The organism is Thermodesulfobacteriota bacterium, assembly GCA_025062045.1.
Classification (GTDB): Bacteria; Desulfobacterota; Syntrophorhabdia; order Syntrophorhabdales; family JANXAF01; genus JANXAF01.
In genome coordinates this window covers 19,588-43,541 of record JANXAF010000011.1, presented here as the reverse complement: position 1 = coordinate 43,541, position 23,954 = coordinate 19,588, and the positions used below count along the sequence as shown (strand labels likewise).

The window sequence follows — 23,954 nt, the reverse complement described above, 5'->3', positions numbered from 1 at the left end:
TGAACGAAGCACACAAAACTTACAAATAAACCGTTCTTTTATCGAACTTCCGACCTTAAAATCTCTCGAAAGAATCTTCCAAAGCATCCATACATTAAAGCCCCTGCGAAAAGAACGTTAACAAAAATCAAAAATACGGGGTTTTTCGTCACAAACTTCGTCAAAAAGGTGAAAAACCAGATAATGATACCGCACACGAGCCCCTGAGCTAAAAAAGTAACCGTTTTTCTTTCTAAGCGGTAGCTAACCTTCCTTTTCAAAATCAAAAAGAGGATTATTGTATTTGAAAAGGAAACGATCGATGTTGCAAGGGAAATACCGAAGTTTTTATATGGGATCATAAGCAGAACGTCAAGTATGGCATTACTGACCACGCTTACGAGCCCTACAATGGCAGGTGTCTTAGTATCATGCATCGCATAGAAGATTCGAGTAAAAAGTACTGACGATCCGTAAAAAAGAAGGCCAATTGCGTAGCCTAAAAGAGCCCGTGCAGTAAGTTCAGTCTCAAAGGCTGAAAAGGCACCCCGCTCGTACAGAATTTTCACGATTTCAGTGCTTAGCCCGCACATAAGACCCAAAGAGGGAATAAGGGTAATTGTGAGTAAAATAATGGCATTATCAATGTGAGAGAAGAGCCCGTTTAAGTTTCTTTCGTGATAAAGCCTTGACACACTGGAAAAAGCAACTGTGTAAACCGGTACCGCAAAGAGACTGAAAGGAAGAATAAAGACTCTAAAAGCGTAAGCCAAAGAGGCCACATGTCCCTCGGGAAGAAATGACGCAATAAGCCTGTCTACAAAGCCGTTTATAGGTAGGATGGATGCTCCAATGAGAGCTCCGATAAAGAGTCTTTTGGCCTCCCGTAGAGAGTCGTGCGAAAAGTCAATCTTCCACGTGTACCTGATCCCATTTTTTCTAAGAAAAGGGTACTGCATGGCGACCTGTAGGAAAGAACCGAAACTCACCCCAATTGCCAAACTGTATATCCCAAATGAGCTGCTTAAAAACAAACAAAAGAGAATAAATACAACGTTCCATAGAATTCCCGAAAGTTCGGGAGCGGCAAAGTGGTCTTTGGCGTTCAGGAACGATTTTATGACAGAAAGCATCCCATGGGCCACAATAGTAGGTAGCATCAAAACGAAAAGGTTTTTGGTCAAAGCCTTAGCGGATGGGGAAAATCCAGGGGCTATAATCTTTACGATGCTTTCCGAAAAGAAAAAAGCCAAGACGGAAAATAAAAGCGTAATGAGAAGACTGATGTTTAAAAATGTAGAGTAAACGAGAGAGAATTCTTTCTCGTCTTTTAGGTATTTTGTGCAGATTGGAACGAGAATCGCACTACTCGCTCCAGTAAAGATTATTGTCTGAATAAGTTCAGGGAAGTTAAAAGCCACAATGAAAGCATCAACGAGAACCGTTGCTCCGAATACATAAGCCTGAATGGCTTCTCGAAGGTAGCCAAGGGGTCTACTTACGAGTGTGATGGCGGTTATTACGTAACCTTTTTTTAGGATGTGTTTTGCATCTTCTTCCCTCATTCTTTCCAGCCATATTCCCCTATCAGCTTCACGAAACGGCAGCCTCCGTAATTTTCTTCTTCATAATCATTCTCTCCAACCTTCGTATAAACTATTAGGTCTTGGGAAAATTCACCCCCAATAGGGATCACAAGCCTACCACCTATTTTCAACTGTTCAAGAAGGGGTTTCGGAACGTAAGGAGACGCGGCGGTAACTATAATACCGTCGAAGGGGGCGTACTCTTTCCAGCCAAGTGTACCATCCCCAATCTTAATTAGGACATTAGTGTAATTGAGCTCATCCAGAATCTTTCTTGCCCTTTTTGCAATTGATGGGATCCTCTCAATAGAGTAAACCTTTTCCGCAAGTTCAGCCAGAATGGCGGCCTGATACCCAGAGCCCGTTCCCACTTCAAGTACACTCTCATGCCCTTTAAGGTTCAGCTTCTCAGTCATAAGGGCCACAATGTATGGCTGGGAGATCGTCTGTCTTTCCCCTATCGGAAGAGGGTAATCTTCATAAGCCTGTGGCCAAAGAGCTTCATCAAGAAAGAGATGCCTTGGAACCTTCCGCATTGCCCTAATCACTCTCTCATCCTTTATCCCTCTTGCCACAATCTGTGTCTCCACCATATGTTCTCTTTTTGTTTTGAATTCGTTCGAATTTATGCGCAAAGTTCTCTCGCCCTCCTAAAGGAAGCTTCAAACGCTCTGACGATGGAGGCTTTAAAAGCTCTGTCTTCAAGTTCAAAGAGTCCTGCAATTGTTGTACCGGCAGGAGAACTTATCCTCTCCCTTAGAATCGTTGGATGCACTCTTTCGGTCCTCATAAGTCTTAACGTACCTTCTATGACTTTTTCCGATATCATTATGGCATCGTTTCTAGTAAAACCGATCTTCACACCCGCATCTATCATTGCCTCTAAAAAGAGAAGGAAAAAGGCTGGCCCGCTTCCGGAATAGGCGGTTAGTGCGTCGAACAGGTCTTCTTTTATCTCTAGAACTACTCCAAGACCTGAAAAGACTCCTTTAACGAACTCGAATTCCTCAAAACTTACGGAGTCATTCCTTGTGATTCCGATTACCCCTTCTTTCACCTTAACGCCCAGATTGGGCATTACCCTTATTACTTTTCCACTCCCTCCCAAGTAAGAAAGGATCTTCGATATAGAAACCCCTGCCATGACAGATATGATGACGTGGCTCTCTTTTATATAGGGCAAAAAATCTTCAAAGACCCCTTTTGCGTCAAAGGGCTTGACAGCAATAAGTATGTATTTTGCGTGTCTTAAAAGTTCCTCTGCTGAGAGACACTCCCTGATTCCATACTTTTCTTTCACATACTCCTTTCTCTTATCCGATATCTCCTTAAAAAGGATATTTTCTTTTTTTACGCCTATTTCAAGCAACCCACCTACTATAGCCTCTCCCATATTTCCTACACCAACTATTCCGAAACTTACCATAATTTCCTCCGGCTCAATTTATAGCACAGCCGCTTTTATTTTTAAAAAAATCTTTCAGAAATCGAAAACCATGTCTAACTCTTCTTCTGGAACGTCAAAGACCGTTTCTGCGCCAGGAAGTCTTTCTTTTAAGAAAAACTCCGGGAGTCTGTCATCCTTCCTTGTAAAACCCGCAAGTTCGTTGAACTTCCTCTCCGTCTTTAGGACTTCCTTTCCAAGCTCAAGTAAATAGTTTTCTTCGAGAGTCCTGCCTGTGATAGCGGATACGCAATCTACAAGATGTTTTTGAAGCTCCGGACTATCCAAAAGGGGCAAAGATGCGAATAGGCACAGACCCAAAGTATCTATTGCTGCAAAATACCTCTGGAGGAAAGAAGAGATTTGACCCTGGCCAGTACTCGATGTGGGATTGTAATCGGGATTTGCCGGGCTCGGCAGAGCGTTTCCACACGTGTGATCCGCTCCCATGGGAGATGTTGCGTAAGTAACGCCAGTACCTTTAAGCACCCTCGGATCGTATGCGGCTAAAGACTGCCCCTTAACTTGGGGTATCCTTTTAACACCTAGACTTTTTCCCGTAACTAAGCATCCATTGGCAAGCATTATCCCGTCCTTCGATCCTTTTCTTATGCCTTCAAGGAGACTCAGTACTTTTTTCCCCTCTCCCCATCCGATAAAACCAGCTTCCATCGCACACCCTAAAGCCGCACCAACTTCCATGGTGTCAAGTCCTAGATCGTTAAGAAGTCTATTGATCATGGCAATTTCGTCAAGACTTCCTATCATGCAGTTTGAACCTATCATCCCTATCGTTTCGTATTCGAGTCCTGAGACTATTTCATTTCCGTTTTCGTCTGTATAGATGTTTGAACAACTGATGATACAGCCGCTCATGCACCTGTGAGTCTTTACGCCTTTCGGTCTCTCATCAAGAATCTGAGCTAAGCTCTCGCCAGATATTTTCTCAGCATATTCAAAACTCCCCATCGAATAGTTTTTAGTTGGTAATGCTCCGGCGTTGTTTATCATCATAACAAGAAGTGGTGTGCCGAAAAGTTTCAAACCTTCTGCCAGAGGATGGGAAAGGATCCCCTTCGTGAGCTGAGAAACAGCAATTTTTAGTTTTTCCTGATCCTTAACTTCAACAGGCGACGTATCGGAATCGTCTATGATTATAGCTTTCAAATTCTTGGAACCCATAACTGCGCCAAGACCACCCCTTGAAGCCATCCTTATCTTAAAGTCAGGAGTAGTGACTGCGATGCTTGAGGCCAAAAGCTGCATTTCGCCTGCTAACCCTATGCTTATTATTGAGACATTTTCTCCGTGCTCTCTTCTTAGCCTTTCTATGCAGTCGTAATTTCCAAGCCCTTTGAGCGAATGAGCCTCCGATATAAAACATCCATCTTTGTTTATTTTCACTGTCACCATTTCTTCCGACCTTCCTTCCACAATCAATGCCGAAATTCCAAGCCTTGCAAGCTTTTGAGCCGCGCTTCCTCCTGAATTTGCCTCTTTGATCGTACGTGTGAGAGGGCTTTTTGCACCAATCGAAAGTCTCCCATTATTGGGAACAAGAGTCCCTGCGAGGAGTCCATGTGCGAATATAAGCTTATTTTCGTCTCCTAGGGGGTGAGCAAGAGGAGGTACTTCATCAAGAACGATCTTTGAAGTAAGCCCCCTACCACCGAAACCTGCGTATTTTTCAGGAAGTTCTTCGTATTCTACCTTTTTCTTTGATAAATTGACGCGCAGAATTTTGCCCATAGTTACCCCCTTTTAGTTTTTTTGCAATTTTAGGAAAATTTGAAAACAAAGGGCAAGAGCCATAATTAAAACACTATCTAGCTATAAGGAAAAAGAGAAGCAGGCAACCCTATGTGTTGTTTCTCCTACGAGAATTGGCGACTCAAAGTAGCATCTTGTCTTTCTTTCAGCACATCTATCGTAATAGACGCAGCCTTTTTGGGTTCCGTTTCCGCTCCTTTTTGCAAAAAACAATCCCTTTGAGTAGTTAAGGAGCATCCTCGTGTAAGGGTGCATTGGGTTGGAAAAGACCTCTTCTTTCTTTCCTTCTTCCACGATTCTTCCGCGGAACATCACGATAACCCTGTGGGAGATAAACTTTACGACATTTAGATCGTGGGAGATGAAGATCAAGGATAGTCTTTTGGCCTCCTTTATCTTTAGAAAAAGGCTTAAAATTTGGGCTTGTATCGATACGTCCAGAGAGGAGACCGGCTCATCCGCAACGATAAGGGAAGGATTGGTGGCGAGAGCCCTCGCTATCGCTACCCTTTGTCTCTGACCGCCGCTCATCTCGTGGGGATACTTGTACAAAAAGCTTTCATCAAGTCCAACATCCTGGAGTATATCGATGACAGCGTCTTTCGCTTCCGATTTATTTTTTAACTTAAAATTCATTATCGGTTCTGAGATTATGTCGATAACCCTTTTTCTGGGGTTAAGGGAAGAATACGGATCCTGAAAGACGATCTGAATCTGTTTTCGGAAAGGTTTAAGGTCTTTTTCCTTTAGATTTAAAAGATCGAAGCCCATAAAATTTATCGATCCAGAATCTGGTCTTTCGAGTAAAAGGATACATCTAGCAAGCGTGCTTTTTCCAGAACCACTCTCGCCCACAATCCCGAGCGTATCGCCTTCTTGCAGTTCGAAAGAAACATCATCCAGAGCTTTTATTTTGGTACTCGATATGGAAAAGACAGTCTTTTTAACTTCGTAGGTCTTTTTTAGATTCCGTACAAAAAGCACCGTACCCATCTACCATCTCCCTGATTTAAAAGTTCCGGCTCCTTCCGTAAGCAGACATCTCTTGAAAAGTCACATCTTGGATGGAATTTACACCCGTGAGGTATGTTTCTTAGGTCAGGCACGCTACCTCTTATCGGTTTCAATTCTTCACCTTTTATAAGGGCTGAATTTAGAAGGCCCTGACTGTACGGATGGAGAGGATTTCTAAAGAAATCTTCTTTTTTCTGTTCCTCAACTATCCTTCCGAGATACATTATTCCTATCCTATCGCATATCTTTTCTATTAGGTGAAGATCGTGGGTTATAAAGAGCATCGCCATTTTCTCTTCTTTAACCAGGCTGAGAAGAATGCTTAGCACTTCCCACTCTGAGGCCACATCGAGGGCTGTCGTTGGCTCATCACAGATGATAAGACTTGGTCTTAAAGATATCGCAATAGCAATTAATACCCTCTGTCTCTGGCCCCCACTTAGCTGATGTGGATACTGGTGGTACCTCTTTTCGGGATTTTCGAATCCCACCCTCCTTAAAAGCTCTATCGCCCGCTCTTTAGAGGTTTTTTTGTCTAATCCTAGATGGATTTTAAGCATCTCTCCTATCTGTTCACCTACCTTTATAACAGGGTTTAGCGATGTCATGGGCTCCTGAAAGACGATGGATATCTGTCTTCCTCTTATTTTTTGTATTTCTTTCTCTTCGAGAGATAAAAGATTCTGTCCCTTGAAGATGATACTACCCGTCTTTATCTTAAATCCATCGCCAAGAAGTTTCAAAATAGAAAGTGCGGTTACTGTTTTTCCGCATCCGCTCTCCCCAACAAGTCCGTATATCTCTCCTTCGTTTATCCCAAAACTCACATCCTCTATCACATCTAAGTATCCTAAATCTGTGAGAACGCTAACTGAGAGGTTTCTGATCTCGAGTAGCATGTAGAAGACTTTATGATTTGATTATTTGGACCCTATGAATTATACTACTTGCAAAGAAAATGACAAGCCCTATCAATGCACTTTTTTAAGTCCCTTAAGAAATCGTAAAATTTGAAAGGGGTTGAAAGGATGGCAACTATGATAGAGAATGAAGGTCTTACTTTTGACGATGTTTTACTTGTTCCAGCCTATAGTAGTGTACTTCCTCATGAGGTTGATGTCTCTACTTACCTCACACGGGAAATAAAGCTGAACATTCCCTTACTCAGTGCTGCGATGGATACTGTAACCGAGGCCAAAACGGCCATATGTCTTGCCCAGGAAGGAGGAATAGGCATAATCCACAGAAACATGTCTATAGAAGAGCAAGCCCGTGAGGTAGAGAAAGTAAAAAAATCTGAAAGCGGGATGATCATAGATCCTATCACGATTTCCCCCGAACACAGAATAAGGGATGCCCTTGAACTTATGGCCCAGTACAGGATATCAGGTATCCCAGTAACAGTTGGAAAAAAGCTCGTTGGCATTATCACAAATAGGGATTTGAGATTCGAGACTAACCTCGATGAAAAGGTTGGCAACGTTATGACAAAGGATAACTTAATAACAGTAGAGGAAGGTATAAGCCTTGAAGAATCAAAGAAGATCTTACACAAACACAGGATTGAAAAGCTGCTTGTGGTCGATAAAGAGTTTAACCTTAAGGGACTAATCACAATAAAGGACATTGAGAAGATGAGAAAATATCCTAACTCCTGTAAGGACTATCTTGGAAGATTGAGAGTCGGTGCAGCAATAGGGGTTGGGAAGGAGGCTATAAGAAGAGCGGAGGCACTCCTTAGGGCCGGCTGCGATGTGATCGTCATCGATACAGCCCATGGCCATTCAAAGAACGTTATAGACACTATACGGGAGTTGAAAAGCTCCTTCCCAAACGCGCAGGTCATTGCCGGGAACATAGCAACTCAAGAGGCATGCGAAGATCTTATCAAGGCGGGGTGCGACGCAGTAAAAGTCGGGGTCGGTCCCGGATCCATATGCACAACGAGGGTAATTGCTGGTATTGGTGTTCCTCAGATAACAGCCATAATGGAGGTGGCTAAGGTCGCTAAAAGGCACGGAATTCCAGTAATAGCCGACGGCGGAATAAAGTACTCCGGGGATATCACAAAGGCCATTGCAGCCGGCGCCGATTCCGTAATGATAGGTAATTTATTTGCCGGAACGGACGAGTCTCCGGGCGAGATCGTTCTTTACCAAGGGAGGACTTACAAGGTCTATAGGGGTATGGGGTCAATAGAGGCACTCAAGGCTGGAAGGGCAAGGGATAGATACTGTTCTGCTGATATAGAGGACGAGACGAAAATAGTACCTGAAGGGATAGAGGGTAGGGTTCCGTATAGAGGATCACTCTCTATGGTTATTCACCAGCTCGTAGGTGGGTTGAAGGCGGGAATGGGTTATACTGGTTGCAGAACAATCCGTGAACTTCAAGAGAATGCGAGATTCATGAAGATGACCCCTGCGGGCCTGAGAGAAAGTCATGTCCACGATGTGATAATTACTAAGGAAGCTCCCAACTACCGTTTGGAGTGATGGATTACCATCGTGAACTCATCCTTATTCTCGATTTCGGATCCCAGTACACGCAGCTTATAGCGAGAAGAATAAGGGAGCTTGGAGTTTACTCCGAGATCCATCCTTATAATATGAGCCTTTCAGAGATAGTATCTAAAAAGCCAATAGGGATTGTGCTTTCAGGGGGTCCGAAAAGCGTAAGGGATGAGAACGCACCTTTCTGCGACAGACGAATATTTGATCTTAAGATCCCCATTTTAGGCATATGTTACGGCTTACAGCTCATCACGTACTTCTTCGGAGGCGATGTAGAGAGGGCAAAAAAAGCAGAGTATGGAAAGTCAATTTTAAAAATTGGAAGGTCCGATCCTTTCTTTGAAGGACTTGGCTCAGAGCTAGTTGTATGGATGAGCCACAAGGACCAGGTTGTCAAACTCCCGGATGGCTTTTCTAGCCTGGCCTCCACTGAAAATTCTCCTTACGCTGTTGTGAGGTCTGATACATCCCCCATCTATGGAGTTCAGTTCCATCCTGAGGTCCACCACACAGAAAGAGGTAAAGATATTCTCAAAAACTTTCTCTTTAAGATCTGTGGGGCACGCGGGCTTTATAGTCCCGCCTCATTTATCGAGGAGTCTATAAAAAAGATACGCCAAGAAGTTGGAAACGAAAATGTCATCTGTGCCCTAAGTGGCGGCGTAGACTCATCATGCGTCGCAGCTTTAATGCACAGAGCTATTGGCGATAGATTACACTGTGTTTTTGTGAATAATGGTTTGCTTAGGAAAAACGAGGTGCACGAGGTACTTTCGGCATTCGAGGAGACCCTAAAAATAAGGGTCCATTACGTTGACAAAGAAGCGGAGTTTTTAAGGAGACTGAAAGGTGTAAAGGACCCTGAGAAAAAGAGAAAGATCATAGGGAGGCTATTTATTAGAACCTTCGAGGAGGAAGCAAAAAAAATAGGGAATATAAGTTACCTTGCCCAGGGTACACTCTATCCTGACCTAATAGAGAGCAGATCTCACAAGGGTCCCTCAGCTACTATTAAGACTCACCATAATGTTGGAGGTCTTCCAAAAAGGATGAAGTTTAAACTCATCGAGCCGTTAAAAGAGCTATTCAAAGACGAGGTAAGGATTGTTGGAAGGCTCCTTGGATTACCGGATTATCTTGTTGAGAGACAACCCTTTCCCGGGCCCGGTTTGGCTGTTCGGATAATCGGAGAGGTAACTCATTGGAGGCTCAAAATACTAAGGGAAGCGGACGCCATAATCAGGGAAGAGATCGAAAATAAACCGGATTTTAAGGATCTTTGGCAATCGTTTGCAGTACTCATTCCCGTAAAGACGGTGGGCGTTATGGGGGATGAGAGAACTTATGCTTATGTTATAGCTATTAGGGCTGTTCATAGTGTTGACGGTATGACTGCTGATTGGGCAAGACTCCCGTACGAGACCCTTGATCACATCGCCCGTCGTATAATAAATGAAGTTGAAGGTGTAAACAGGGTGGTATACGACATTACGTCCAAGCCACCTGGAACGATAGAATGGGAATGATGAGCCATGAGTGAATTTGTGCATCTACATGTCCATTCCCAGTACAGCCTTCTAGATGGTGCCATAAGATTTGAAAACCTTTTTGAAAGGATGAGAGAGTTCGGGATGACCTCTTGCGCCTTGACAGACCATGGCTGCATGTTTGGGGCAGCCGAATTTTACTTTTCGGCAAAAGAAAGAGGCATAAAGCCCATAATAGGATGTGAAGCTTATATCGCTCCAAAATCAAGGTTTGAACAGAAAAAAATTAAAGGGGAGGAGAACGCCTATCACCTTGTGCTTTTAGCGATGGATAATACAGGGTACAAAAACCTTATTAAACTTGTGACTCTAGCCCAGTTCGAAGGTTTTTATTACGTACCCCGTATAGACAAGGAGCTACTTGTAAAGTATAACGAAGGTCTGATATGCCTTACAGCCTGCCTCAAAGGGGAGATTCCTTACCTCATACTCAAAGAAGACGAAACCGCTTTAAAAAAGGCGATCGAGGATTACATCTCCATCTTTGAAAATCGGCTTTATTTCGAACTTCAGTATAACGGGCTTGAGGAACAGAAAAAGGTCAACGAATCTTTAATTAAACTTGCAAAATACTTTGGTATTCCTCTTGTCGCTACAAACGATTGTCATTATTTGAGAAGAGAGGAGTACAAATCGCATGAAATTCTCCTTTCGATCCAGACCGGAAAAAAAGTTTCGGATAAAGACAGGCTTTCATTCAAAACTGATCAGTTTTACTTCAAATCGGCCAAAGAGATGGAAAGTATCTTTTCAGATTGCAAAGAGGCTATAAAAAGTACACTCGAAATCTCGGAGATGTGCAATTTGGAGATCGAATCCGGAACCTATCACTTTCCAGAATTCAAAATTTCGGAAAATATAAGTCTTGAGGAGTATTTCGAGCAGGTAACAAGGAGAGGTTTTGAAAAGAAAATAGAGGAAATAAAAAAGAATTACGAGAATTTTTCGGAAGAGATTTTAAAAAAGTACGAGGGACGTCTGAACTACGAAATAGATGTCATAAAGAAGACCGGTTTTGTCGGTTACTTCCTTATCGTCTCTGACTTTATAGACTTTGCCAAAAAAAACGGTATACCTGTCGGTCCAGGCAGGGGTTCTGCAGCTGGCAGTTTGGTTGCTTACTGCTTAAACATAACAGACATAGACCCTATAAGGTATGATCTTTTGTTCGAGAGGTTCTTGAATCCCGATCGTGTCTCACCTCCTGACATAGATGTAGACTTCTGCATGGAAGGAAGGGAGAAAGTAATCGAGTATGTTATGAACAAATACGGAAAAGAAAACGTTGCTCAGATCATCACCTTCGGGACTATGCAGTCTAGGGCTGCTATAAGGGATGTGGGAAGGGCTCTAGGACTATCGTACGGAGAGGTAGACAGGATAGCAAAACTTGTCCCTCCTTTTGCAAAAAGCATAGAGGCTGCTTTGTCTACTGAACCTGCCCTGAAAGAGCTATACGAGAGAGACGAAAGGGTAAAAGAACTCCTCGATACAGCTATCTCCCTTGAGGGCCTTGCAAGACACGCCTCCACCCACGCGGCAGGTATCGTTATATCTAATAAGCCATTGACGGAATACCTTCCTCTCTACAGAGGAACCAATGGCGAGACAGTAACCCAGTACCCGATGAAAATGATCGAAAAGATAGGGCTTGTTAAGTTCGACTTTTTAGGACTTAAGACCCTCACGATAATAGACACAGTAGTTAAAATGTTAAAAGAAAACGGCATAGACCTTGACATCTCCAAGATCCCCCTTGATGATAAAAAGACATACGAGTTACTATCGTCGGGAAACACATCAGGGGTGTTCCAGCTTGAAAGTAGAGGGATGAGGGAGCTTCTTGTGAGACTCAGGCCTTCAAAGTTTGAAGACATAATAGCGCTTATAGCCTTATACAGACCAGGCCCCCTTACAAGCGGAATGATCGAAGAGTTCATAAAGAGGAAGAATAACCCTGCCCTTATCACTTTTGAGGTGGAAAAGCTAAGACCTATTCTGAGCGACACCTACGGAGTTATAGTCTACCAGGAACAGATAATGAGGATGGCTTCCGAGCTTGCCGGCTTTTCAATGAAGGAGGCCGACGCTTTAAGGAAGGCTATAAGCAAGAAGATTCCGGAAGAATTAAAGAACTACAGGGAAAGTTTTCTAGAGGGCTGTCTTAGAAACGGGGTTCAAAAGGATGTGGCAGAAAGAATATACGACGTTATTTTGAGATTCGGAGAATACGGATTTAACAAGTCTCACAGTGCAGCTTATGCACTTGTGGCTTATCAGACCGCGTACCTTAAGGCCCATTATCCAACATACTTTATGGCTGCCCTTCTCACAAGCGAGGTCACGAACACGGATAACATGCTAAGGTACATAACGGAGTGTCGAGAACAGGGTATCAAGGTCCTACCGCCTGACATAAATGAGAGTGATAGATCGTTTACCGTAAAGGACGGGATGATAAGATATGGACTTGAAGGTATCAAAAATGTCGGAGATGCGGCAATAGAGAACATTTTGGAGACGAGAAAGAAGGTTGGAAGGTTTGAGTCCCTTATGCAGTTTCTCGCAATTGTTGATTCGAGAAAGGTAAACAAAAAAGTTTTGGAAAGTCTTGCAAAGGCAGGATGTTTTGATTCCTTTGGGCTTAGGCGCTCCCAAATACTTTACATTTTGAGCCAGAGGTCCGAGCTATCCCAGAGGGAGAGCGAAAAGCAAAAACAGCCCTCCATATTTGACGATATGCGGGATATGCATTTTATGCCGATCCCGGACATAGAGGAACTCTCTAGAGAGGAGATACTATTTGGCGAAAAAGAGGCTTTTGGATTTTACTTTTCCGAACATCCTTTGAGTTCCTACACAGAACTCATAAAAAACATCACGCCTTACGATACTCAGAAACTTAAGGAGATCGAGGAATTAGAGGACCATGAGGTGAAACTTGTGGGTATAGTCAATACTTTAAGGGAGATAAAGACGAAAAAAGGTGAAAAGATGGCATACATTACCTTGGAAGACACCAAGGGGATGGTGGAAGTTGTAGTCTTTCCTGACCTTTTGCAAAAAGTTTCCCATCTTTTGAGGGATGATAAACCAATCGTGGTTCTGGGAACAGTAGAAAAAGGCGAAAACGATGTGGTAAAGTTAAGGGCCAAGAACGTGAGCTCTTTTGAACTTCCACGGAACGGTCCCACCAAAAAGGTGCATATATCTATCGATTGCAATTTTGTAAAAAAAGAAGATCTAAAAAGGCTTAAAGATGTCCTTTTTACAATCAGAGGCGATTCTGAGCTTCACATTCACTTTCTTGAAAATGGAGAAGAAAGAAGCATAAGAGTAGAAAATTTGAAGATAAATCCTGAGCGACTTGAAATCTTAAAAAGATATTTTCCTTTTGGTGTAACATATAAGGTTTCTCCATGAAACACTACCTCGATTTTGAGATGAAATTAAAACCGCTTGAGGCCAGGCTAGAGGAGATAAGAAAGTTTCACGACCCTAACGATCCTCACTTTGCAAAAGAGATAAGGAGCTTAGAGCGGAAAATAGCAAAACTCGAAAAAGAGATTTACAGTGATCTCTCTCCCTGGCAGAAGACCCAGATTTCAAGACATCTCAATAGACCAAGAACTCTCGATTACGTAAGTAACCTTTTTAACGATTATTTCGAAATTCATGGAGATAGAAAGTTTAAAGACGATCCCGCACTAGTAGGTGGTTTTGGGAAGTTTAACGGAAGATCTGTTGCTTTTCTCGGACACCAAAAGGGAAGGGACATAAAAGAGATGGCCTATAGGAATTTCGGAATGGCCCACCCAGAAGGATATAGAAAAGCGATAAGAATAATGGATTTGGCAAACAGGTGGAAGAAACCTCTCATCACGTTTATCGATACACCGGGAGCTTATCCGGGTGTGGGGGCAGAGGAAAGGGGACAGGCAGAGGCGATCGCCTCAAGCATATATTTCATGTTTACCCTCGAGATACCCATAGTTAGCGTAGTTATAGGTGAGGGAGGAAGCGGTGGAGCATTGGCTATTGGGGTCGCCGATAGGATTCTTATGCTCGAAAACTCGATTTACTCCGTTATATCCCCTGAAGGGTGTGCTGCCATCCTTTGGAGGGACGGGACAAAAGCACACCAGGCTGCTTCATCTTTAAAGTTGACCGCCCAGGACCTTTACGAACTTAAAGTCGTGGATCAAATAGTCAAAGAACCTTTTGGAGGAGCCCACAGAAATTGGAGTGAAACTTTTATGAACACAAAAGAGGCTATCCAGGCCCACCTTCAAGAATTGACGAACATTCCACCTGAAGAGCTAAAGGAAAGAAGATACGAGAAATTTAAAAGAATGGGAATATTTCTCGAGTAACATGATTCATCTAGACTACACTTACTGCCTAAAAAGAAAAAACCCTTCTGGAGTCTCGGAGGAGGAGCTTGCACAAACGATAAGTAGACTTGAAATCCTAAACGAAAAACTACACGAAAATCCCTATCCCTTTATGAGGCTTCCCTTTGAGAAATACGAGCTCTACGAGATGAAGCAGAAGGCAGATGAGATTAAAAATGGACAAATAGAAGATATTCTTCTTTTGGGGATAGGAGGTTCTGCCCTAGGTGCCTACGCTATATTCAATGCCCTTCTGAGTCCTTATCACAATTATTTAAAAAAACCAAGATACTGGATTTTGGACAACATAGACCCTCTCACGATAAAAACGGTTGCAGAACTCCTAAATAAAGAAAAAACGATCCTTATTGTGATCAGTAAGTCGGGAGAAACCCCGGAGACACTAACTCAATTTATGTTCTTTTTTAAGCTGCTTGAGGATCTTCCCGATCTAAAAAATAGGATAGTCGTGATAACAGACAAAAAAAGGGGATCTTTAAAGAGAATCGCCGATGAAGAAAGACTTTTTACCCTTTCTGTTCCGGAAGATGTGGGTGGTAGGTTTTCCGTTCTAAGTCCCGTTGGTATGTTTCCTTCTTTACTTTTGGGTCTAGATGTCGAAAGCATTCTTCTCGGTGCAAAAAAGATGGCCGAACATATAAAAGGGTCAAATGGGGAAAAGAATATTGGCCTTCTCCTTTGCGCTCTTCTTTACCTCATGGATAAAAAGGGGAAGAAGATCCACGTGATGATGCCTTACTGTGACAGGCTTTACGGTTTTTCAGAGTGGTTTAGGCAGCTTGAGGCCGAAAGCTTAGGTAAAGACGGAAAAGGGCCCACCCCACTTTTGGCAAGGGGTGTGACTGACCAACATTCCCAGCTTCAACTCTACGTGGGAGGACCCAAAGATAAATTCTTGATCTTTATCTTTGCACCGTCTATAGATCTGCCCATTCCTATGAGTTTCCCCTACGTGGATGAGCTTAATTATCTTTCCGGTAGAACATTTGGCCAACTCTTTCTCTCTGAATTTAAGGCCACAAAACTCTCTGCCAGTGAGGCAGGAGTACCAGTATTAGAGATAGATCTCGATAATGTATCTTGCGAGACAATCGGCGCTTTATTTTACCTTTTCGAGATGGCGATCGTACTTTTCGGCGAACTTTTAGGAATTAACCCCTTCGATCAGCCCGGAGTTGAAAAAGGAAAGATCTACACAAAGGCCTTTATGGGCTCTCCTAGCTACAGTGATTTACTTTCACAACTTAAAGCTCAAGAAGGCCTAGAAGAATTTAAAGTCTCGTTTTGAGCTTCTTTCTTTCGAAGTGTTCCCAAACCTGATACATGAATGCTTCAATCCTCGTATTTATGTTTGACAGGCCTTGACCATCAAAAGCTATGTTCAAAACTGGAACTCCGTATCTTTTCTGAATAAGTCTCATAATCGCACTCGATATAGTGCCTGGCATACACGTAAAAGGCATTGCATTGATTATTCCGGAAACACCCTTCTCTATAAAGTCTATCGATTTTCCAACCGTAAGGATAGCCTCACCCTCAAAACTCTCGTGTATGTACGGACTCGCCTTCTTTAGGATGCTCTCTATTTCGGGCTCTTTCCCATAGCTTATATGCTCTAGGAAGATCCTTTCCATCTCATGTTCATCCTTTTTCTGGAAATACTCGGTAAGTAGGATGCTAAAAAGGCTCGAATAACTTTTAAACCTTAAAGCCTTCTTCTTTCCCATGTGGTTTATGTAGGAGATCCATTCTGTAATCGGGGCAAGCCAAGCTATTCCTCCATATTCTTCCACCTTCTTCACTATCTCGCTGTTACTGAAAGCGTTCTGTCTTACGTATATCTCTCCGACTATTCCAACGATCGGCCTTTCGTCATTGTATCTTGGGACTGAAAGCATGGCTCTTAGAACATCTTGTAAAACCTCCATAAAGTCTATGGCGTCCCTTTCTATGGAGCGGCAAACCTTCTCAAGGCATTCCTTATAAACCCTGTCCGCCTCTCCTTTATTTATCTCTCTAGGCCTTATCTCATGAAGAAGTTTTGTCATAAGATCCACAGAAACAATTGCCTTCCAGCCTAGCCTTTTGAACTTCTTTCCCATTATGTTCAATTCCTGGTAAAACCTATGATCCTGATTTGGAGCGTAGATAGGAACATCTTCAAAGCCTAACTCGTCTAAGACAAGCCTATGGAATCTATGGTACTGACCGAACCTGCACGGACCACCTCCCGAGGGCATAAAAAACGCGCTCCTTTTGGGGTCAAAGTCTTCCCTTAAGGCGGTTTTTACCATATCACCGGTTGTTAAAATGCATGGATAACATTCCCTGCCAGACGTGAATTTCCTACCTAAAACCAAAGTATCCTCATTGGACGGTTCCATAACCTCTGCATCGACCCCACAAGCCCTAAAAGCACTTGCAAACGGATAAGAATGGTCACACATATGGGGGATGTATATCTTTCTTTTCCCATTGGTCGTAAATACTCTAATCTTTTTCACAGTTTGACTCTCTTTTCTCTTTGCGTGCCTTATACTATCCAAAAAAGCTTCCAGTCTCGTAATAATACCCGCATCTGCGCTGTGTTCGTCTATCTCCAGCTGTAAAAAAGGCTTTGAACCTACGATCCTTTTGAAGAAATGGGTGATGAATGAGTCAGGGCCACATCCGAAGTTCGTTATGTAGATGGGGTAAAGGTTCTGCCTTTCTTTTACAAACTTTGCTGCCCTCAAGATCTTCTGTCCGTATCCCCAGTACATGTCTTTGAGATCCTCATCATCTTCAGCACCTTCAAGGATAGGTAGCATATCATACGGGACCGGAAAAACTCCAAGATCCATAAGCTTCCTATGGATATTCAGGTTAGCTCCCGGATCGAAGCTATTGTACGGCCTTCCAATTATTACCATTCCCATCTTTTCATCGCCTAGCATTTCGAGATACTCCATACCGAGCTTGAGGCATCTTTTATAAAACTCATCCTGAACTTTTTTTGCCACTTCGTATGCTCTCTTCACATCTTTCTTTGATCTTTTTATCTTCTTTCCAAAATCGATGAGGTTTTTAAGGGTCAAATCCTCACCCTGGCCGAAATACACAACTGGAGTTAGAACCTTTACCCCTTTTTCATCAAAATCGATGGAACCTTTCACAGTGTAAGGGAAGGACTGTGCGTACGGACATACAAAAGTATTCGATACTATTCTTGAAGGACTCTTGATATTTATCACACTGGGCAAAAATATGGTCTTTACACCTTTTTCTATGAGGTTTAGGACATGTCCATGCGCAAGTTTAACCGGAAAACAACTCTCGACGATCACGTTTTCCACGCCTTCTCTTATTATCCTTTTGTTTGTCGGATCTGATGGAACAACCGAAAACCCAAGCTCTGAGAGAAAAGCCTTCCAGAAAGGAAAGAACTCGTGAGAGTAGAGAATCAAAGGAACACCGATAGGCTCTCCACTACTTTCTCTGTCATAAGTTTTTATGAGTAGCTCCTCCCTGATCTTAAAGTAGTCCTTCATCTCCACTTTTTTTGTCCTTCTTACAACATCGTACTTCTCACACCTACTTCCGTAATAGAGAGGTGATTCTCCCTCCACCTTGACCTTCCTTATCTCACAGAGATTTTCACATCCTTTACACTCGAAGGTCTCGATCTCGTAGTTCCTTTTGCTCAAATCGAACCCTTTAAATGAACTCTTTTCCCATGTACGCTCTTTCATGGCAAGGATTGCAACTCCTATTGCTCCTGTCACGTCATGGTGAGGGGGAACCCTTATGGGCCTTTTAAGCACAGTCTCAAAGGCAGCCACAACCCCTTTGTTAAAGGCTGTCCCTCCCTGAAAGAATATCCTATTTCCTATTTTTCTATCCCCAACGACCTTGTTTATGTAGTTCTTTACTATTGAGTACGAAAGACCGCTTACTAGGTCTTCCGTTTTTGCTCCTTTCTGCTGATGATGGACAAGATCGGACTCAATAAAGACCGTGCACCGTTCACCCATTTTTACCGGATTTTTCGATTCTAAGGCTAGTTTCCCAAACTCCTCTTTTATCGATATGCCAAGCCTTTCTGCCTGTTCTTCAAGGAAGGATCCTGTTCCGGCAGCACAGGCCTTATTCATTTCAAAGTCTACGATTACCCCTCTGTCTATGCTTATGTACTTTGAATCCTGACCACCAATCTCGAATATCGTATCGACCTCGGGGTCTATGTTTATCGCTGCCTCCGCTTGTGCTGTTATTTCGTTTCTCACTATGTCCGCTCCGATAAAATCTGCGGTAAGGTACCTTCCTGAACCTGTCGTACCAGCTCCAACTATTATCACCTTGTCTCCTATCTCCTCGCCTATCTCTTTTAATCCCCTCTTTACGGCCTCAAGGGGCCTTCCTTCAGTCATAAGGTACCTTTTCGCTAGAACGTTTTTATCTTTGTCTATTACGACAAGATTTGTACTTATTGAGCCCACATCAACACCGAGGTAAGCTTCTGTCTTTTCCGTAATTGGCTTTATCTCATACGAGACATTGAGATTCTCTTGAGATATTGAAAGTCTTTCCTGGGTCTCACCTTCCATTTCCAATCTAAGATACTCATCTAGCTCATCGAAACCCTTAAAATCTTGCCTCAAGGACAGATTTTCGAGTACCGCAAAAACCGCTCCTATGGCACCCATAGATGTGAAGTGTTGAGGGATTATTAGATCTCCGTCTTCAAGTGAAAATACGTCCTTTATAGCTTTTATCATCCCCTTGTTTGCCGCAACTCCACCAACAAACGCAACAGGCTTTTCAACGTCCTTTCCTTTGGCTATGTTACCTTTGAAATTGCGTGCCAATGCGTAACAAAGACCGGCCACGATCTCGTAGTCGGGTGTTGCGATCTGTTGAAGGTGGATCATGTCAGTTTTAGCAAAAACTGTACACCTTCCTGCTATCCTCGGAGGATTTTTCGACTTTAGGGCTATATCTCCGAACTCTTCTATCGTAAGCTTAAGTCTCGATGCCTGCTGGTCTAAAAATGAACCGGTCCCGGCGGCACATAAAGTGTTCATTGAAAAGTCTTTTATCTTTAACTTTCCATCTACGCTTTCAAAAATTATCAGTTTTGAATCCTCCCCGCCTATGTCTATAACCGTCTTTATGTGTGGGTATAGACGGCTAAAAGACTTGGAAAGAGCCACAATTTCGTTTACGAATGTGGCTCCTATCTTTTGGGCAAAGATCTTTGCGCCTGTGCCCGTTGTGGAGATAAAGTCTATATCGTAATCTTTCATAGCTTGTTTTACTACTTCTTTTGCGACTTCCAAAGGTCTTCCTTTATGTCTAATGTACCTTTCGAATACGATATCGTTTTTGTCGTCCATCACAACCACATTTACGCTTATGGAACCGATATCGAGACCCAAGTACATGCTCTCCTCCCGGTTTTTTGATTTTGGAAAAACCTTTATGTTATTTATAATGAAACGCCCTTCTTAAATCAATTGGACGAGAACAAATGAAAGAGAGGGCCCACATCATTGTAAAAGGGATAGTCCAAGGGGTCTTTTTCAGGCACAACACGATGAAGATGGCACAAAAGCTCAAAATAACAGGATGGGTTAGAAACTTAAGGGACGGAAGTGTAGAGATCGTATGCGAGGGAGAAAGCAAAGACATAGATGAACTCGTAAAATGGTGCTGGATAGGGCCGCCAGGTGCATCTGTTGACAGTGTGGAGGTAAAAAAGGAAGAGTACAAGGGAGAATTTAACACTTTTGAGATCAGATACTGAGCTCAAGTACTTCCCTCTTTTTCTTGACCTTTCACGTAAAAGATTTCTTATTGTCGGTGGAGGAAAAGTTGCTGAAAGAAAGATACGCATGCTATTACGTTTTAAAGCTAAAATAAAAGTCGTTAGTCCCAACCTAAGAAAAGGGCTCAGACTACTTGGTAACAAAGGACTTATAGAGGTTATAGAGAAAAAATACGATCCTCAGGATTTGGACGGTGTTGATTTTGTGATTTCCGCAACTAATGATAATGAAATTAATAAAAAGGTGGTCTTTGATGCGAAAGAAAGAGGTCTTCTTGTAAGTTCAGTTGATGACCCATCCCTTTGCGATTTTATTATGCCTTCCATAGTAAAGAGGGGCTCGATCGTAATTGCTATATCTACGCAGGGTAAACTTCCTCATCTCTCCAAAAGGCTAAAACGAGAGATCGGAAAATTTTTAACGAAAGATTACGTTAAATACCTATCAAAGATAGGAAAATTGAGGGCAGAACTCATAAGTAAAGTAAAGGAGGAAGAAAAGCGGAAGCTTCTATTCGAAAAGATTTCTGGCTTTACTGTCGAGGAACTGGCAAATATGAGCACGAAAAAGATAAAAGAGTTAATAGCAGGGTTGGATAAGGAATGAATATCTACATTTTTTACGCTTCTCTCGTCTTTTACCTCATCTCCACATTTTTTTACCTTTTATACTTCGCTTTAGGAAGGGAGGCACTAGAAAAAAAAGGGTTCTTTTTCCTTTTGGGAGGGGTTTCGGTCCATTTTTTAAGTCTCATTGTGAGATACATCGAAGCAGGTTATACTCCAATAACTAACCTTTATGAGTCATTATCCTTTTTAGCCTTTTTAGTTGGGTCTTTCTTCATCTTTTTGAGGGATGCTTATAGTGCGAAAGTTCTTGGTTCTTTTATTCTTCCCGCAATCTCTATAATCCTCATTATATCCACCTTCCTTCCCCACGAGATAAAACCCCTCCCTCCCATCCTTAGAAGTCACTATCTACCGATCCACACGATATTCTCATTTATTGGACACGCGGTATTTTTCACAAGCTTTATGGTCTCTGTTCTCTACCTCATAACTGAAAGCTACATAAAAAAGAAAAGGCTTCCCCCCTTTATAAAAAAACTACCCTCCCTTGAACTTCTTGATCGGATAAATGTGAGGTGCATATCGATAGGTTTTCCTTTCCTAACAACCGGAATAATTACGGGTTCTCTTTGGGCTAGTTTAGCCTGGGGTTCCTACTGGAGCTGGGACCCAAAGGAGGTCTGGTCCCTTATTACGTGGCTTATTTACGCAATTTTAATCCACAGGAGGCTTCTAGTGGGCTGGATGGGAAGAAAGACTGCCTACGTTATGATCTTGGGCTTTCTCTGCATACTCATAACTTTTTTAGGGGTTAACTACTTAATGGGAGGGAGGCACTCGTACCTCTGATGCAGATAGTAGTTTTGGGTCTCAACCATAAAACGGCACCCCTAGAGATAAGGGAGAAGTTTTACCTTAACGAAGAAAAAATAAGCGATCTTACAAGCGAATTGAAAAGAAGGGGAATTAGGGAAGTCGTTTTTCTTTCAACTTGTAACAGAACGGAGGTCTACCTTTTTTCGGAAGAACCGGAAGTTGAGCTTGCCCTCGTGAAAGACTCTTTAAGGGAGTTTTTAAAAGTGGATGAATCGATTCTCAACGACCATACGTATCGTCTTTATGGGGAAGACGCGTATAGGCATCTTTTATTTGTCGCATGCGGACTCGATTCCATGGTAATAGGGGAACCCCAGATTCTAGGTCAGGTCAAGGAAGCTTATAGGATTGCCACTTTTAACAATTCGACTGGTTTTTTCTCCAATAAAATCTTCCATCGGGTATTTAGTGTGGCAAAAAGAGTAAGAACAGAAACAAAGATCGGTTATAATCCCCTTTCTGTAAGTTCCATGGCATGCGAGATGGCAAAAAAGATATTCGGAAATCTGAAGGAAAAAAAGATACTGACGATAGGCGCTGGAGAGATGACAAAGATAGCGCTAAAGCATTTCAAAAAAGAAGGGATCGCAAAGGTCTACATCGTTAACAGGACATTTTCAAATGCGAAAAAGCTCGCAGAAGAGATAGTGGGAGAAGCTTTGCCTTTTTCCGAAATGGAAAGATTACTTACGGAGGTTGATCTTATCCTCACATCTACCGGAAGCCAGGAGTTTATCCTAAAAAAGGAGACTGTCCTTAAGGCTATGAGAATTAGGAAATTTAAGCCCCTCTTCATAATCGACATAGCTCTGCCTAGGGATGTTGACCCGGATGTGAATGATATCGAGAATGTATACCTTTTTAACATAGACGATCTTAAAGAACTTTCGGAAAAACATTTAAAGGACAGGATGAATGAGGCTCAAAGGGCTAAAGAGATAATCGAGGAGGAAACAAAAAAACTTCCCCTCATTTTGGACCACTTCGATACTAAGCCTTTAATAATCCATATGATAAATTACGCAGAAACTATGAGGAAGAACGAGGTTAAAAAGGCCCTAAAAAAAATTGAGAGCCCTAACGAAGCTCTTTACGAAACTCTAGATTATCTTACTCGGTCCATAGTAAAAAAGCTTTTGCATCCCTATATAGAGCTAGTAAAGAGGAATCCGGACTTTGAGACGATAGAAAGGGTAAAAAAGCTTTTTAGGTTTGAAAAAAATGAAGAAGAGGCTTATTGTAGGAACGAGAGGGAGTAGGCTTGCCTTAAAGCAGACAGAAATCGCCATAGAAGCCCTAAAGTCTCTAAATCCTGACATAGAAGTTAGGGTAAAAGTTATAAAGACTACAGGGGATACTATCTGGGACAAACCATTGCACGAAATAAAAGGAAAGGGTTTCTTCATAAAGGAGATAGAAGAGGCTCTTATCGCCAAAGAAATAGACATAGCTGTACATAGTATGAAAGACGTTCCAACAGAGTTAAAAGATGGCTTAAAGATCGCAGCCGTTTTAGAGAGGGATGATCCCCGTGATGCCTTTGTTTCCTTTAATTACGAGACCCTTTTTGAGCTTCCTGAAGACTCGAAGATAGGCACAAGCAGTGTAAGACGAACCGTACAACTTCTTGGACTTCTGGGCAAGGTTCAATTTGTACCGATCAGGGGTAACGTTGAAACCAGGATAAAAAAAATAGCTACCGAAAATTTACACGGAATTATCCTCGCCTACTGTGGACTTAAAAGGTTGGGACTCGAAAGATACGCCAAATCCATCATTCCCCAAGATCTTCTTGTGCCGTGTGCTGGCCAAGGGGCAATCGGCATAGAAGTGAGAGAAGATTCCGAGTTTTTCGACATTGTAAGTAGAATTAACCACGAAAAGACGTGGAAGGAAGTTGAGCTTGAAAGAAAGATCCAGAAACTCATAGGAGGAGGTTGTCACGTTCCTTTGGGAGTTAACGTGGAATCGGAAGGTGATTTTTTTACCCTTTACGTTTTTTTTGGTTCTCAGGATGGAAGTACTTTTGGGAAAATCAAAGAAAAAGGATCATGGGAATCCGCTGACGAGTTGGCAAGGCAACTAGTAGAGAAACTCAAAGCCCCCCGAAGGGGGGCCGATACCATCTAAACAGCCTCTCTTAGAGCTTTTCCTGCTGTGAACTTAGGAACAGTCCGCGCAGGTATTTTGATCTCCTTACCGGTTCTTGGGTTTCTACCCTTCCTTGCCTTCCTCTTTACCACGCTAAATGTCCCAAACCCGACAAGAGTAACCTTTTCCTCCTTCTTTAAAGCCGACTTTACAGCCTCAACAAATGCATCCAGGGCTTTACTCGCAGCGGCTTTTGTAATTCCTGCACTTTCTGCCATTTTGCTTACGAGTTCTGCCTTTGTCATAGACCCCCTCCTTTATCCATTTTTTTTGTGGCTTTGCC

The 23,954-nt window shown here is 42.6% G+C and carries 18 protein-coding genes; 10 read left to right on the top strand and 8 right to left on the bottom strand.

Features of this window, described 5'->3' with window-relative positions; translation table 11 throughout:
* Positions 1-38: 38 nt before the first annotated feature.
* The 6 genes from murJ to NZ583_07840 form a co-directional block, all read right to left on the bottom strand.
* Positions 39-1,544 (bottom strand): murein biosynthesis integral membrane protein MurJ, encoded by a 1,506-nt coding sequence (gene murJ, locus NZ583_07865; GenBank protein MCS7281516.1) that lies wholly within the window; start codon positions 1,542-1,544, stop codon positions 39-41.
* Complete coding sequence (locus NZ583_07860) at positions 1,541-2,194, bottom strand: protein-L-isoaspartate(D-aspartate) O-methyltransferase (GenBank protein MCS7281515.1); 654 nt, start codon at positions 2,192-2,194, stop codon at positions 1,541-1,543. The genes murJ and NZ583_07860 overlap by 4 nt, the downstream gene beginning before the upstream one ends.
* Positions 2,191-2,991, bottom strand: coding sequence for a pyrroline-5-carboxylate reductase (gene proC / locus NZ583_07855; GenBank protein ID MCS7281514.1), 801 nt, complete (start codon positions 2,989-2,991; stop codon positions 2,191-2,193). The genes NZ583_07860 and proC overlap by 4 nt, the downstream gene beginning before the upstream one ends.
* Before the next feature lie 54 nt (positions 2,992-3,045).
* Entirely contained in the window at positions 3,046-4,758 is a 1,713-nt protein-coding gene (locus NZ583_07850; protein MCS7281513.1) for an aldehyde ferredoxin oxidoreductase, read from the bottom strand.
* A gap of 81 nt (positions 4,759-4,839) precedes the next feature.
* Positions 4,840-5,772, bottom strand: coding sequence for an ATP-binding cassette domain-containing protein (locus tag NZ583_07845; GenBank protein MCS7281512.1), 933 nt, complete (start codon positions 5,770-5,772; stop codon positions 4,840-4,842).
* Positions 5,742-6,692 (bottom strand): ABC transporter ATP-binding protein, encoded by a 951-nt coding sequence (locus NZ583_07840; protein MCS7281511.1) that lies wholly within the window; start codon positions 6,690-6,692, stop codon positions 5,742-5,744. The genes NZ583_07845 and NZ583_07840 overlap by 31 nt, the downstream gene beginning before the upstream one ends.
* A 138-nt stretch (positions 6,693-6,830) precedes the next feature.
* On the opposite strand from NZ583_07840, the gene guaB reads away from it, so the two are divergent.
* The 5 genes from guaB to NZ583_07815 are packed head-to-tail and all read left to right on the top strand — an operon-like array spanning position 6,831 to position 15,556.
* Positions 6,831-8,288: an IMP dehydrogenase gene (gene guaB / locus NZ583_07835; GenBank protein ID MCS7281510.1), complete on the top strand. Its 1,458-nt coding sequence runs from the start codon at positions 6,831-6,833 to the stop codon at positions 8,286-8,288.
* Complete coding sequence (guaA, locus tag NZ583_07830) at positions 8,288-9,832, top strand: glutamine-hydrolyzing GMP synthase (protein ID MCS7281509.1); 1,545 nt, start codon at positions 8,288-8,290, stop codon at positions 9,830-9,832. The genes guaB and guaA overlap by 1 nt, the downstream gene beginning before the upstream one ends.
* Positions 9,833-9,838: 6 nt before the next feature.
* A complete protein-coding gene (locus NZ583_07825; protein ID MCS7281508.1) occupies positions 9,839-13,276 on the top strand; it encodes a DNA polymerase III subunit alpha in 3,438 nt (1,145 codons plus the stop codon).
* Positions 13,273-14,226, top strand: a complete 954-nt coding sequence (locus NZ583_07820; protein ID MCS7281507.1) for an acetyl-CoA carboxylase carboxyltransferase subunit alpha — start codon at positions 13,273-13,275, stop codon at positions 14,224-14,226. The genes NZ583_07825 and NZ583_07820 overlap by 4 nt, the downstream gene beginning before the upstream one ends.
* 1 nt (position 14,227) lies before the next feature.
* Positions 14,228-15,556 carry a glucose-6-phosphate isomerase gene (locus tag NZ583_07815; GenBank protein MCS7281506.1) on the top strand — a complete coding sequence of 443 codons (1,329 nt, stop codon included), beginning with the start codon at positions 14,228-14,230 and terminating at the stop codon, positions 15,554-15,556.
* On the opposite strand, the gene NZ583_07810 is transcribed toward NZ583_07815, so the two are convergent.
* Positions 15,540-19,691 carry an acyl-CoA dehydratase activase gene (locus tag NZ583_07810; protein ID MCS7281505.1) on the bottom strand — a complete coding sequence of 1,384 codons (4,152 nt, stop codon included), beginning with the start codon at positions 19,689-19,691 and terminating at the stop codon, positions 15,540-15,542. The genes NZ583_07815 and NZ583_07810 overlap by 17 nt on opposite strands.
* 86 nt (positions 19,692-19,777) lie before the next feature.
* On the opposite strand from NZ583_07810, the gene NZ583_07805 reads away from it, so the two are divergent.
* From NZ583_07805 to hemC, 5 genes are read left to right on the top strand one after another with little or no spacing between them, the layout of a single operon-like run.
* Complete coding sequence (locus tag NZ583_07805) at positions 19,778-20,053, top strand: acylphosphatase (protein ID MCS7281504.1); 276 nt, start codon at positions 19,778-19,780, stop codon at positions 20,051-20,053.
* On the top strand, positions 20,037-20,681 hold the full coding sequence (locus tag NZ583_07800; protein MCS7281503.1) for a bifunctional precorrin-2 dehydrogenase/sirohydrochlorin ferrochelatase: 645 nt from the start codon (positions 20,037-20,039) through the stop codon (positions 20,679-20,681). Before NZ583_07805 ends, NZ583_07800 begins: the two co-directional genes overlap by 17 nt.
* The gene (ccsB, locus tag NZ583_07795) at positions 20,678-21,493 is read left to right on the top strand and encodes a c-type cytochrome biogenesis protein CcsB (GenBank protein ID MCS7281502.1); all 816 of its coding nucleotides are present in this window, start codon (positions 20,678-20,680) and stop codon (positions 21,491-21,493) included. Before NZ583_07800 ends, ccsB begins: the two co-directional genes overlap by 4 nt.
* A complete protein-coding gene (gene hemA / locus NZ583_07790; GenBank protein ID MCS7281501.1) occupies positions 21,493-22,779 on the top strand; it encodes a glutamyl-tRNA reductase in 1,287 nt (428 codons plus the stop codon). Before ccsB ends, hemA begins: the two co-directional genes overlap by 1 nt.
* Positions 22,742-23,650 (top strand): hydroxymethylbilane synthase, encoded by a 909-nt coding sequence (hemC, locus tag NZ583_07785; GenBank protein MCS7281500.1) that lies wholly within the window; start codon positions 22,742-22,744, stop codon positions 23,648-23,650. Before hemA ends, hemC begins: the two co-directional genes overlap by 38 nt.
* Here hemC and NZ583_07780 read toward each other — a convergent pair.
* The gene (locus NZ583_07780; GenBank protein ID MCS7281499.1) at positions 23,647-23,916 is read right to left on the bottom strand and encodes an HU family DNA-binding protein; all 270 of its coding nucleotides are present in this window, start codon (positions 23,914-23,916) and stop codon (positions 23,647-23,649) included. The genes hemC and NZ583_07780 overlap by 4 nt on opposite strands.
* Positions 23,917-23,954: the final 38 nt, after the last annotated feature.